This window comes from Acinetobacter guillouiae CIP 63.46 (genome assembly GCF_000368145.1).
Taxonomy (GTDB): domain Bacteria; phylum Pseudomonadota; class Gammaproteobacteria; order Pseudomonadales; family Moraxellaceae; genus Acinetobacter; species Acinetobacter guillouiae.
Genome location: NZ_KB849283.1, coordinates 2,115,115 through 2,127,554 on the forward strand (window position 1 = coordinate 2,115,115; position 12,440 = coordinate 2,127,554).

Genomic DNA, 12,440 nt, shown 5'->3' on the forward strand with positions numbered 1-12,440 from the left:
AAGGGGATATCCTTATCGCCCTTGACCAACGGCGGCATCCATGCCGCCAAACGCGATAGCGATGTCAGGTAAAATCGGCTGATGGTAAAAGCAAAAACCATTTTATTTATGTCAAGTTAATAATATTGATCGGTATAATATCTAAAAAACGTTGAGCATGAGTGAGGCAATATCGTTGAGAAAAAATAATGCCTTCACTGTATTTTTGAATTTGGAATCAGGCGTCATAACTTTTTCTTTTTCGAACAATCCTCGTTATGACTATGCTCCAGTGACAAATATTCTGCCTGCTGAGTAAAGACGTTTTATAAACCTACACACTCTCGCAGACAGCTTCCCTTGGCCTATTCAAAACAGTCAGAGACATCATTTTGAATAGATCGTTAATCTGTTAGGACTTCTTTCTGTAGATCTTCCAAACCTTTTTGCATCATCACTTGCACTTGTTGCGTCAGACTTTCAACCGTATGCCCTTCTGTTACAATCGCAGGAAAAGTTTTGAGATGCGCCACAACCTTTGGCATTTCCAGCACAGCTTGGACATGTTCGACAAATGTGGTTTCACCAATAAAAGGCACTACGGTATCTAATTGCCCATGTTGATTTACATAGCAAATCACACATACTTGTACAGGTTTCTTGGCTTCGATTGCTGCACCTAAGATCCGACCATGTACTTTTTTGACTTTTGAACCATCTGTGGTGGTTGCTTCAGGGAAAAACAACACTGGAATATCTTTACTTAAGAACTCAGCGATTTGCTCTCGAATACGCACCGAATCCCCTGAACCACGTTTAATAAATAAGGTTCCACCACCTTTAGCCAAATTGCCAAAAACTGGCCATTTTTCAATTTCAGCTTTCGCTAAAAAGAATACCCGTGCCCCTGAACCTAAAACAGCAATATCCAACCATGAAATATGATTACTCACCCACAATGCTGGTTCACGCGGAATATCGCCATGTACACGCACGTCGACATTAAATACTTCACTTAAACGGCGACAAAAATACTGCACATAACGGGTATTTTTAGGATTATTCGGATCTTTATAGAGTTGATGGCGGTAAACCAGATAAAAGCCTTCTGCAACAGCAGATGTTCCTGATACCAGTTTTTTACTGTACAAAAAGACTTTAGATAAAGCACTTAATTTCGATGATTTTGACTTTTTGATTGCTTGTTGTTGAGTCATAGATATTCACTAAACAAAATGTATGTCATATTAAACTGACACTATTGTATACATATCTAAATCAACTTGCATTCATCATAAAGACAACAACATTGATTTACTGTGCGAAATGAATAGCCAAATCAGCTCAACGCTAAATTGTGGCAAAATTTGCGCGCCATCAAGCAGCTATACATTTTTACTGAATTTTAACTCCACCGTTAAAACAACAGGAAAACCCAAATTAAGATTTCACCATAAATTCATATATTTATAATTTTATTGCAATACTTTGCATACGGCTTAGGATTTCACACGGAATATCCTTTAGAATGATTTTTCTAATCTAATGTCTGAGTTTTACAATCTGTGGAATACTTTGATCAAAATCAAGGTGGTGAAAAAACCATTTTAGTCAGTGTGAATGTTCAAATTTTAGAAGATCTTGATGCAGAAGAATTTCGATTACTGGCTAAATCTGCGGGCGCGGATATATTAGAGCATTTAAGCGTACAACGGATTAAACCCGATCCTAAGTTCTTTATTGGTTCAGGTAAAGCAGAAGAAATTGCTGAACAAGTTGAGGCAGATGAAGTGGAGTTGGTTATTTTCGACCAAGCGCTTTCACCCGCTCAGGAACGTAATTTAGAACGTATTTTAAAATGTCGTGTGATTGACCGTACGGGTTTGATTCTTGATATTTTTGCGCAACGTGCCCGTACCCATGAAGGTAAGCTGCAAGTTGAATTGGCTCAGTTAGATCATCTTTCATCACGTTTAGTCCGCAGTCGTAGCAATCTAGACAGTCAGAAAGGCGGTATCGGTCTACGTGGACCCGGTGAAACCTTACTTGAAACAGATCGACGTCTATTACGCATCCGTATGGAACAGCTCAAAGATCGTCTGGAAAAAGTCCGAAAAACACGCATTCAAGGTCGTGCTGCTCGCCAAAAAGCCAATATTCCAACCGTATCTTTGGTCGGTTATACCAACGCAGGCAAATCAACACTTTTTAATATTTTAGCAAATAGTGATGTTTATGCAGCGGATCAATTATTTGCCACACTCGACCCAACCTTACGCCGTTTAGATTGGGATGGTATTGGCACGCTTGTTCTTGCAGACACTGTTGGTTTTGTGCGCAATCTCGCTCATTCTTTAGTCGAATCCTTTAAGGCAACTTTGGAAGAAACTTTAGAAGCGTCTTTACTGTTACATATCATCGATTCGAGTAGTCCAGATGTCATGGAACAGATTGATGCTGTAGAAACGGTGTTAAATGAAATTGGCGCAGATGTTCCGATATTAAGAGTTTATAACAAGATCGATCAAAGCGGCGAAGAAGCCAAAATCGTTTATGCCAAACCGCACCAACCTGAACGTGTTTATGTTTCAGCCCATACACAACAAGGTTTAGACTTGTTACGTAAAGCGGTCCATGAATGTTTGATGGGGCAAATTCAACGTTTTGAACTGCAATTAAAACCCGCTTATGGTAAGTTAAAAAATCAACTTTACGATCTTAACGTCATCGAATCTGAGCATTATGATGATGAAGGCAACTTACAATTGGTGGTTGCCATGGCACCACAAAAACTGGAACAGCTCATCAATCAGGCACATTTACCGCTCGTTGAAATCCTTGGAAATAAGGCAGAACAATTTAAAAGGCCGTTAGAAGAGTTTGAAATAAAGCGCTAAATCGGTTAAAACGTGAAAGATCAATTTTTATAAATAAACACACATGGATCAGTTAAAAGGTATCGATTGGCAAGCATGGATCTTCACAATAGGACTTATCATCTTCTTTCGTGAAGCTTCTGTGTTGGTGATGTCACAATTTAATCATCCTGAATTGGGCAATTTAACAGGTCTACTCAGCTTACTGTTTGTGCTGGTTATATGGCGCAGATTCAAAAAAATCCCTGCCCGTCTGGTCGATACCAATAATAAATTAATGAGAGAAAGTGGCTTTGCTTTCTTACCGATATGCGCGGGTTCATTAATCATGCTGGTCAGTATGGGAAAAGAGATCCCCTTATTTCTGGTTGTGATGTTTGTCAGCACACTAATTCCACTCTGGATTTATGCAAAAATGGCGAAGAAGTGGCTATAGGAGGCTGATATGTTAAGTGTACTCACTGGGTTTTTAATCACGCTAATTGCCTATTTGGCAGCGAAACCAATTAATAAACGCTTTCCTCAAATTCCGCTTCTGGTCATTGGCATGTTTTTTGTGATTGGAATTTTAATGATCTTTAAAATTCCTTATGAAAAATACAATACTGATATGAATGGTCTATTTAGCCATCTACTCGGTTATGTCACTGTGGCCTTGGCTATTCCATTAGCGGCAATGCGTTATGATGATTTGCCACTGAAATCTGTTGTGGGGATCTTGGTGTTTGCCAGTATCAGTGCTGTCGCATTACCCATGAGCTTGGCTTATTTACTGCATATGTCGGAACCGACCATTATGGCCTTTGCTACACGTGCTGTGACTACCCCAATTGCAATCAATATTGCAACTTTATTGCACTCACCAGTCACATTGGTGATTTTGATCGTCATTTTATCGGGCGTGATTGGGGCCGCATTTTCATCGATTATTTTACGCAATATTAATGATGAACGCGCGTCTGGCTTGGCTTTAGGACTGGCTGCACATGCCATCGGAACGGCCCAAGCTTGGCAACGTGGCGCGGTTGCAGGTCGTTATGCAGCCTTTGGAATGGCAGTAAATGCGGTGTTCACAGCCATCTGGTTGCCAACCTTTATACTTTTTATAAAATAAATGTGATTTAGTTTACTTTTCACATGATTGCCTAGAGTAATTATTCAGCTTAAGATGAACTATTCTTTCCCCCATTTTGATAAGGAATCAATAAATGAGGTTTAATAAGTTCATCTTAGGGACATTATTTTCTGTTTTAAGCTGTAGCAGTATGGCAAAAGATATCACCGGTATTTGGAAAAATATCGATGATAAAACTGGCTCATCTAAAGCTGTGCTTGAAATACGCAAAGAAGCCAATGGCACATATACTGGTAAAATCATCAAAATCACCCCACGTCCTGGTTATACTCCAAAAGAAACCTGTATAGACTGTCCAGCGCCTTATACCAATAAACCCATTTTAGGTATGGATGTTCTTAAAAATCTCAAACAAACCAGTGAAGAAGATTATGTCGGTGGAAAAATTATTGACCCACTTACAGGTAAAATTTACTCCATGAAAGCCAAACTCAACTCAAACGGTAATCGCTTAATGTTAAGAGGTTATGTAGGGGTATCTGCACTTGGTCGTAGTCAAACTTGGATTCGTGAATAAGGTCTTATTCATGAATCACAACATTTAAACTTAAAAGAAAATAGGTATGCTTATGAAAAAAGGAATTTTCAATTGTATGCTACTGGGAATGATCAGCTGGACACATGCAGCTGACATCACTGGCACATGGCGCACTGTTGATGATAAAACAGGTTATGTTCGCGCACATATTCAAATCGAGAAACTAAAAGATGATACTTATATCGGGAAAATCATTAAAGATTTTCCTGCACCCGGTGAAACGGCTTTAACACAATGCCGCAATTGCCCCGCACCCTTTACCAATAAACCGATTATTGGCTTAACCATTTTACAAAAGTTAAAAGCTGATCCAAATAACCCAAACAACTATATTGGTGGTGAAGTTCTGGATCCTCGTGGAGGAAAAATTTATCATGGCAAAGCCCGCTTAAATGCAAGTGGAAACCGCCTGACCTTACGTGGCTATCTTGGTATTTCGCTGATTGGTCGAAGTCAGACATGGATTCGACAAGAATAATTTGCTTTTCAGTTGATAGATAAATTCGCCATTTAAAAGATTAAAATCATTGAAAATGGTGCATTGACACTATGCTTGAATCTCGTGATATTGCCCAAAATAAAGCCACATGTTGTGGCTTTATTCATATCAAAAAACAGGATTATCGACACTAAAAAGTTTTTGATCTTCTAGTCGATAAGCCAGCAGTTGATGCCCCCAAACACAACCACCATCGACATTTTGGATTTGCGCATTGATGCGCTCACCTTGCAACGCTGCCCAATGTCCAAAAACGATCTGATGAGTTTTTGCTGTCTGCGATTCAAATTTAAACCATGGCTGAAAACCTGCTGGCATCGGCTCATCTAAAGCATCTTTAAAGCTAAACTCTAAACGACCTTGTGCATCAGTCAGGCGCATACGGGTTAAATAATTGGTAATACAGCGTAAGCGAGCATGACCTTGTAAATCATCAACCCATAAATCTGGCTCAGTGCCATACATCTCTTTTAGAAATGAATCCAGCACAGCAAAGTCATCATGCGCTAAGACTGCTTCTACTTCTTTGGCCAACGCGGCAGTCTTTTCCGCATCCCAAATATTCGGGATACCCGCATGGGTCAAAATCGTCTTTTCATTGGGAAATAAACACAAAGGCTGTTTACGCAACCAATCAACCAATTCATCACTTTCTAAAGCATGAATGACATCATCAATATGGTCTTTTTCTTTGAGCTTTTTGATCCCACGTGCAACCGCCAGCAGATTTAAATCATGATTGCCAAGGACTGTCGCAGCATTGCCTTGTTCGCATAATTTTTTGATAAAGCGTAATGCACCCACTGAGTTTTCACCACGCGCGATTAAATCGCCCGCAAACCAAATAAAATCTTGATCAGCATCGAACTGGATTTCTTTGAGTAGTGCTTTCAGTGCTTCAAAACACCCTTGTACATCGCCAATCACATAATTATATCTGACTTTCTCCAGTGCCATTTAAGCCACCATTTGGTCAGATAATGCAACAAACTGAGCCAATGTTAAGGTTTCTGGACGTGCCATTGGATCTACACCAGCATTTTCAAAACCGTCTTCTACCAACATGCCTTTTAAGCTATTACGTAGTGTTTTTCGGCGTTGTGTAAACACATGCGATACCAAACGAGCTAAGGCTTTTTCACTTTTAGCAACAATTGGTTTAGTCGCATAAGGCTCTAAACGGAATACCGCAGATGTTACTTTTGGTGGTGGATTGAATGATCCCGGTGGTACTTCAAACAAGAAAGTAGGTTTACAAAAGTATTGAATCATCACCGACAAACGCCCATATTCTTTGGTGTTTGGAGATGCGGTAATACGATCAACCACTTCTTTTTGCAACATAAAATGCATGTCTTTGACTTTGTCACCAAATTCCAAGAGATGGAAAAGCAAAGGCGTTGAAATATTATAAGGTAGGTTTCCGACCACACGTAAAGGACGACCTTCCTGAAATAATTCAGTAAAATCATATTTTAACGCATCAGTTTCAATGATGGTGAGCCGTTCAGGATGTGGTACTCGACCCGGCAAGCCCGCTGCCAAGTCACGATCCAGTTCTAGCACTGTCAAAGCATCACATTCACCATTTAAAGGTGAAGTTAAAGCGGCTAAACCCGGTCCAATTTCAACAATATTTTCCCCTGATCTTGGGGCAACAGAACGAACAATTTTGGCAATCACACGTTGGTCATGTAAGAAGTTTTGTCCAAAACGCTTACGCGTATGATGCCCTTCATCTTTAGGGTTTAAGGCATTAATTTGATACATAAAAAAAATCCAACGTGATAAATAAGGTTGTTTACAAATTAATTCGAGCGAGCGAGATCAAGCGCTAAATCGACAGCGACATGCAAACTTGAACTTTTTGCAAGGCCTGTACCTGCAAGGGAGAGCGCAGTACCGTGATCAACTGAGGTCCGAATAAAAGGTAAACCTAAAGTAATATTAATGGCTTCGCCAAATCCCTGCGATTTTAACACAGGTAAACCCTGATCGTGATACATCGCCAAAACAGCATCAGTACCTTTTAAATGATCCACAGTAAATAAAGTATCAGCAGGCATACTTAAACTCATGTCTATACCTTGGACTCGATAACTTTCAAGCACTGGATTGATCGTATCAATTTCTTCATGACCTAAGTAGCCACCCTCTCCAGCATGCGGGTTTAAGCCACACACCAAAATACGCGGATGATTAATTTTAAATTTTGTTTTTAAATCATGAATAAGAATATCAATCACCTGATGGAGACGCTGTTTGGTAATGGCATCTGCAACATCCCGCAGTGGTAAATGCGTGGTCACTAAAGCAACTCTTAACGTTTTTGTTGCAAGCATCATGACCACACGTTCCACACCAGCAAACTCTTGGTAATATTCCGTATGACCGCTGAAGTGGATCCCTGCGTCATTGATAATTGACTTTTGTACTGGCGCTGTAGCAACACCAACACTGAGGCCTTGCATGGCATAGTATGCAGTACGGCGTAATTGTTCGATCACATATGCAGAGTTTTGCGAGTTTAACGTCCCTAAAGCAATATCCACGGCTAAAGGAACATGTTCCACATAGAGCTGACCTTGAGCCAAACACTCCGTCTGCCCTTGATACTCAATAAGCTGAACGCTTTTGTTTAAAATTTTGGCACGATCCCTCAACATATTGATATCAGCCAATACAACAACTGGACGATCATCAATACGATCTGCCAAATCTAAACAAATATCTGGGCCAATGCCAGCAGGCTCACCACTGGTTATATATAAAGGAAGCATCTAGAACTCTTTTAACAGACCTTGCATAGACAGTATACATCGGTTCTAAATTATCATTTCCAATTCAAATTCATTTTTATATCGAATATAACTAAATCAGGTAAAAAATGAACCAAAAACAATGTCTCAAGCCACCTCTCTGACTCCATTGCAAACAATTTTTATATTTCATCATACTTAGATGATTGAAATTTAGAATGCTTTAGAGTTGACTTTTAGAAGCGGGCCGAGTTTCTGGTTGAGCTTGCTATTGATCAATTTCAGAGAAATCAAACATTGATTCAACGTCTTTCCCACACTTGGCTGGATCAATATGTTGATCAAAGATTATTCTGACTCGATGGTCTGGTTCAACTTTCCCATAGACTGTATATTCCCCACTTCGGCTTTTATCATCGTCATCCTCCCATTGCACGACAGCATCGACTTCTTCACCAATAGGGATGTGTTGAGTTTGAATGAGTAATCCAATCGCTTGGCAAGGATATGCGGTTTGAATTTCTTCACTAAAATCGACAGTCATCCATTTCGCATCCAAGATCGTATCTAATTCTCCTCGCTGTTGTTTTCTTGCTGCTTTTTCTTCTTCGGTTTTTCCTACTTGTTTTATTTTTTCATTTTCCCATGTTTTTTCATTTTCTAATATGTTCTTTGAATTCATATGATTGAACTGGGCTTGCTGATCCAGCAAATCCGCTTGAGCAAAACTCAGGTTTAAGTTACCTATACCCAATAGCAGTAGAACGAATTTTATTGAATTTATTATTTTCATTTTTGCCTGACTTATTTTCTCTATATCACCTTAATTATTCATGAATCCCGTCACAATTCCAATATAAATCAGAAAACCTTACAACATTTTATCCAAACTAAGCTTTGCTTTTGGGTACGTTTATCAATATAATGATGCGCTTGAAATTCAATATTTCAATTGCGACTCTAACTCTTTTCAGATAGAATTCGCACTCCTTTTTGTTTGGACAGATTCCATAGTCCAAACCAACTATAATAGGTAGTGGTTTAATGAAAACTCTCAGCGCTAAGCCAGCTGAAGTTCAACACGACTGGTATGTTGTTGATGCTTCTGGCAAAACTTTAGGTCGCCTTGCGACTGAAATCGCTCGTCGTTTACGCGGTAAACACAAAACTTCTTATACGCCTCACGTTGACACTGGTGACTACATCGTTGTGATCAATGCTGAACAAGTACAAGTGACTGGTAAAAAATCACTTGATAAGAAATACTATCGCCACACTGGTTTCCCTGGTGGTATTCGTGAAACTAATTTCGAAAAATTAGTTGCTCACAAACCAGAAGAAATCTTCGAACGTGCTGTAAAAGGCATGTTGCCAAAAGGTCCTCTTGGTTACGCGATGATCAAGAAAATGAAAGTGTACGCTGGTACTGAGCATCCTCATACTGCTCAACAGCCACAAGTTTTGGACATCTAAGGGATACAGCACATGGCTACTAACTATGGTACAGGTCGCCGTAAGACCGCAACTGCACGTGTTTTCCTATCAGCTGGTACTGGTAAACTCGTAATCAACAACCGCACTCTTGAACAGTATTTCGGTCGTGAAACTGCTCGTATGGTTGTTCGTCAACCACTTGAGCTTTTAGAAGTTACTGAAAAATTTGACCTTTACATCACTGTTGCTGGTGGTGGTATCGGTGGTCAAGCAGGCGCTATCCGTCACGGTATTACTCGTGCATTGATCGCTTCTGATGAGACTTTAAAACCTGCTCTTCGTCAAGCTGGTTTCGTTACTCGTGATGCTCGTGAAGTTGAACGTAAGAAACTTGGTTTACGTAAAGCTCGTAAACGTCCTCAATTCTCTAAACGTTAATTCGTTTACCGAATCGGATAAAAAAACCTCGGCATTTGCCGAGGTTTTTTTATGGGGTAACTATTCGAAGTTACTTTGTTTTATCTCGTTTAGAACAGTCCATGACAGCGTCAGTAATCCCATCGGCAGCTTTTGATTCTGTAATCGTACAGCCATTTTCCTGATAAGTTCGAGTTTCCTTAGAAAACTTGTGATCTTTCGGAAGCGGTGCATTACATGGCTTATCGGTCTTTACATTGACCATTTTCACAGGTCCATCATTATAGATCGTCACCTTACAACCTTTTACGACATATTCTTGTTTGATCCCACCATACATTTCATCTTCAGAAGCAGCAGATGCAACATCACAGGCCTCGTCTGCACTACATAAGGTCCCTGCTCCAGCCACTTCCGCTCCAGCGGCTTCGGTTGCTTCAGCAGCAGCCTCTTGTACTTGAGCATCTACAGATTGCTTCTTTGCATATGTATTTGAAATACTCATCATCAACAGCAATGCCAAAGCTAATTTACTGTGCTTATTTATTAAATTCATAAGTTTATCCTTGTTTTCTATCTACTTGATAGCAATACCCACCATAAGCTTATTAAAGTTAAGATGATTTTATTGTCTATTTTTAGTATTCTACTCTATTCACTTCACTTAGTTTTTGGAATATGCCTGTCGAAAATGCACCTCAACAAGGGATTACGTTGTATAGCCACGAGGATGACTTTCGTTCACATTGGATTAGATTTCTTCTTGCAGAAAAACAAATTAAACACACCTTAATCATTGTCGAAGAAGATGATGAAGATTTAGCCAGTTTAAATCCATATAATCAACTACCTATGCTGATTGAAAATGATTTAAAGCTGTTTAATACCAGTATTATTTCTGAATACTTAGATGACCGTTATCGACAAAATAAACTCTATGCGGATGCCCCAGCACCACGCGCAGAGCAAAGACAGTATATTTGGCGCTTTGAACAAGATTGGCTTAAACTTGCAGACATTATGCTACGCCACCCAGACACACTTAATGAAGCTGCAAAAAAGAATGCACAAAAACAATTAAAAGATACTTTGGTATCCCTGACCCCACTTTTTCAACATTATCCTTATTTTATGTCTGAAAACTTTACAATTTTAGATTGCATGTTAGCGCCAATTTTCATACGGTTAAAACATATGGGAATTGAATTACCGAAACAGCAATCTCGTCCAATTTTATTATATTGCCAACGGATTTTTAGCCGCCCTGCTTTTTTAAAGTCGATGACTTTTAAAGAGAAAAACAGATATAGTGAATTTTTGGCAAAATTCTAGATCGCAAATCAATAGAGTATTTTTTAATGTCTGAACAAGAATTGAACTTAACCCCAACTCGACCATACCTTGCACGCGCAATATATGAATGGATTTGCGACAACAATTTAACGCCATACTTACTTGTTGACGCAACCAAACCCTATACCGATGTACCACAACAATTTGTACAAGATGGGCAAATTGTATTGAACATCGCACCACATTCTGTGCATATGTTAAATATGACCAATGAAGCAATTACTTTCTCTGCTCGATTTAGTGGTGCATCTAAAGATATCTATGTGCCTATAAATGCAGTATTAGGCTTGTATGCACGCGAAAATGGACAAGGATTATTCTTTGATCCTGATGAATATGCCAATGTGCAAATAGATGAAGATGTTTTAGAATCAAATACTAGTGAAGAAGTAGAAACTAAAACTGAGGCACCAAAGAAAAAACCAAGTTTAAGAATTTTAGAATAGAACAAGGAGAACTGAATGGCTTTTGATCTCGTACAATACTTTGCTGAGCAGATAAAGATTCAAAAGCCTCAGCTATTATCTCAATTAGAGCCTGCTCAACGTATAGCACATATTGAAGAACTCAATGCTTTAACGTTGGGTAAACTCATTACGCTATGGCGTAAAGATGATGATGCGTTGTATCAAGAAATTCTTTCGCAAGATCAGTTATACAGCCAAGAAATTTCTCGACACCTCACCACCTCTACTCAGAATAAATCCAGTTTAGATAAATCTATACTTGAACCAGCAACAACGGAAATTCTTGAACTACAGCTTGCTGAATTAAAGCAACTTGAAACAGCAGGAAGTTTAGGTAAGCGAGGGCTTCGAGAATTGGTGATTGGGCAAATTGAGCACCTCTCAGGTCAGGCGAAAGATTGGGTTTGGTCAACAAACGAACTAACCGAACTGATTGGCTCTCAACCTGTGCTTGAAGAAGAGATATCATTAGATGAAACGATGAAGGAGTTTAATCAAATGGTCAATGTTCAAAAAGCAGATCTTCATACAGATCACCAAGAAGTCGTAGTAACCGAAACGGCGAATCCTACTTGGGCTAAAATTGCAGAACCTGTGGTGGCACTTGTGGTTTTGTATATTCTTTTTGAAGCAGCTACGAAGCTTTTTGCTTAATTTAGTCTGATAATCAAAAATTATAAAAAGCGATCGAAATGATCGCTTTTTTTCATGTAAAAAATACTTAAGTAATTTTAATCATTTCACGTGATTAAAATCACAGTAATAATATTATAAATGATAAAATATGCACAATCATAATAAACATTCAAATTACTATTAAGTTAAGCTTTTATTGATAAAAATAACTAAGCAATTTATTTAACTTTAAGATAGATTTTTTATAATAACTAATGTTAATTTAAAGCCATGAAACTCTCTAAACGTTAAAAAAAATTAAAAGTTTACACAGGAGGATAATAATGCAATAAATATACTGATTAAAT

At 38.8% G+C, this 12,440-nt stretch carries 15 protein-coding genes and 1 pseudogene; 10 read left to right on the plus strand and 6 right to left on the minus strand.

Features of this window, described 5'->3' with window-relative positions:
• Window positions 1-383: 383 nt before the first annotated feature.
• Window positions 384-1,196 (minus strand): lysophospholipid acyltransferase family protein, encoded by an 813-nt coding sequence (locus F981_RS14915; RefSeq protein WP_004722928.1) that lies wholly within the window; start codon window positions 1,194-1,196, stop codon window positions 384-386.
• Between the two features lie 348 nt (window positions 1,197-1,544).
• Between F981_RS14915 and hflX the strand changes: the two genes are divergently transcribed.
• From hflX to F981_RS14940, 5 genes are all read left to right on the plus strand, one after another.
• Window positions 1,545-2,876, plus strand: a complete 1,332-nt coding sequence (hflX, locus tag F981_RS14920; RefSeq protein WP_004722930.1) for a ribosome rescue GTPase HflX — start codon at window positions 1,545-1,547, stop codon at window positions 2,874-2,876.
• 43 nt (window positions 2,877-2,919) lie between these two features.
• Window positions 2,920-3,291: a hypothetical protein gene (locus F981_RS14925; protein ID WP_004722931.1), complete on the plus strand. Its 372-nt coding sequence runs from the start codon at window positions 2,920-2,922 to the stop codon at window positions 3,289-3,291.
• Between the two features lie 9 nt (window positions 3,292-3,300).
• Window positions 3,301-3,969: an LrgB family protein gene (locus tag F981_RS14930; RefSeq protein WP_004722933.1), complete on the plus strand. Its 669-nt coding sequence runs from the start codon at window positions 3,301-3,303 to the stop codon at window positions 3,967-3,969.
• Window positions 3,970-4,063: 94 nt separating this feature from the next.
• A complete protein-coding gene (locus tag F981_RS14935; RefSeq protein ID WP_004722935.1) occupies window positions 4,064-4,507 on the plus strand; it encodes a DUF2147 domain-containing protein in 444 nt (147 codons plus the stop codon).
• Between the two features lie 52 nt (window positions 4,508-4,559).
• Window positions 4,560-5,006, plus strand: coding sequence for a DUF2147 domain-containing protein (locus tag F981_RS14940; RefSeq protein WP_004722936.1), 447 nt, complete (start codon window positions 4,560-4,562; stop codon window positions 5,004-5,006).
• Window positions 5,007-5,135: 129 nt separating this feature from the next.
• On the opposite strand, the gene F981_RS14945 is transcribed toward F981_RS14940, so the two are convergent.
• The 4 genes from F981_RS14945 to F981_RS14960 form a co-directional block, all read right to left on the minus strand.
• Window positions 5,136-5,984, minus strand: a complete 849-nt coding sequence (locus F981_RS14945) for a symmetrical bis(5'-nucleosyl)-tetraphosphatase (RefSeq protein WP_004722937.1) — start codon at window positions 5,982-5,984, stop codon at window positions 5,136-5,138.
• The gene (gene rsmA, locus F981_RS14950) at window positions 5,985-6,797 is read right to left on the minus strand and encodes a 16S rRNA (adenine(1518)-N(6)/adenine(1519)-N(6))-dimethyltransferase RsmA (RefSeq protein WP_004722938.1); all 813 of its coding nucleotides are present in this window, start codon (window positions 6,795-6,797) and stop codon (window positions 5,985-5,987) included.
• A 38-nt stretch (window positions 6,798-6,835) separates the two neighbouring features.
• Window positions 6,836-7,807, minus strand: a complete 972-nt coding sequence (gene pdxA / locus F981_RS14955) for a 4-hydroxythreonine-4-phosphate dehydrogenase PdxA (protein WP_004722939.1) — start codon at window positions 7,805-7,807, stop codon at window positions 6,836-6,838.
• 247 nt (window positions 7,808-8,054) lie between these two features.
• Window positions 8,055-8,579 carry a hypothetical protein gene (locus tag F981_RS14960; RefSeq protein ID WP_004722942.1) on the minus strand — a complete coding sequence of 175 codons (525 nt, stop codon included), beginning with the start codon at window positions 8,577-8,579 and terminating at the stop codon, window positions 8,055-8,057.
• A 251-nt stretch (window positions 8,580-8,830) separates the two neighbouring features.
• On the opposite strand from F981_RS14960, the gene rplM reads away from it, so the two are divergent.
• Window positions 8,831-9,259, plus strand: a complete 429-nt coding sequence (rplM, locus tag F981_RS14965) for a 50S ribosomal protein L13 (RefSeq protein WP_004722943.1) — start codon at window positions 8,831-8,833, stop codon at window positions 9,257-9,259.
• Window positions 9,260-9,271: 12 nt separating this feature from the next.
• A complete protein-coding gene (gene rpsI / locus F981_RS14970) occupies window positions 9,272-9,658 on the plus strand; it encodes a 30S ribosomal protein S9 (protein WP_004647927.1) in 387 nt (128 codons plus the stop codon).
• A 178-nt stretch (window positions 9,659-9,836) separates the two neighbouring features.
• Here the strand turns inward: rpsI and F981_RS14975 are convergent.
• Window positions 9,837-10,145, minus strand: a pseudogene (locus F981_RS14975) (hypothetical protein); the annotation flags it as partial.
• A gap of 170 nt (window positions 10,146-10,315) precedes the next feature.
• Here F981_RS14975 and F981_RS14980 point away from each other — a divergent pair.
• Genes F981_RS14980 through F981_RS14990 form a run of 3 tightly spaced genes read left to right on the plus strand, consistent with a single transcriptional unit; the run spans window position 10,316 to window position 12,111 of the window.
• The gene (locus F981_RS14980) at window positions 10,316-10,969 is read left to right on the plus strand and encodes a glutathione S-transferase N-terminal domain-containing protein (RefSeq protein ID WP_004722947.1); all 654 of its coding nucleotides are present in this window, start codon (window positions 10,316-10,318) and stop codon (window positions 10,967-10,969) included.
• Between the two features lie 26 nt (window positions 10,970-10,995).
• Window positions 10,996-11,436: a ClpXP protease specificity-enhancing factor gene (locus F981_RS14985; protein ID WP_004722950.1), complete on the plus strand. Its 441-nt coding sequence runs from the start codon at window positions 10,996-10,998 to the stop codon at window positions 11,434-11,436.
• 15 nt (window positions 11,437-11,451) lie between these two features.
• A complete protein-coding gene (locus F981_RS14990; protein WP_004722951.1) occupies window positions 11,452-12,111 on the plus strand; it encodes a hypothetical protein in 660 nt (219 codons plus the stop codon).
• Window positions 12,112-12,440 lie beyond the last annotated feature (329 nt).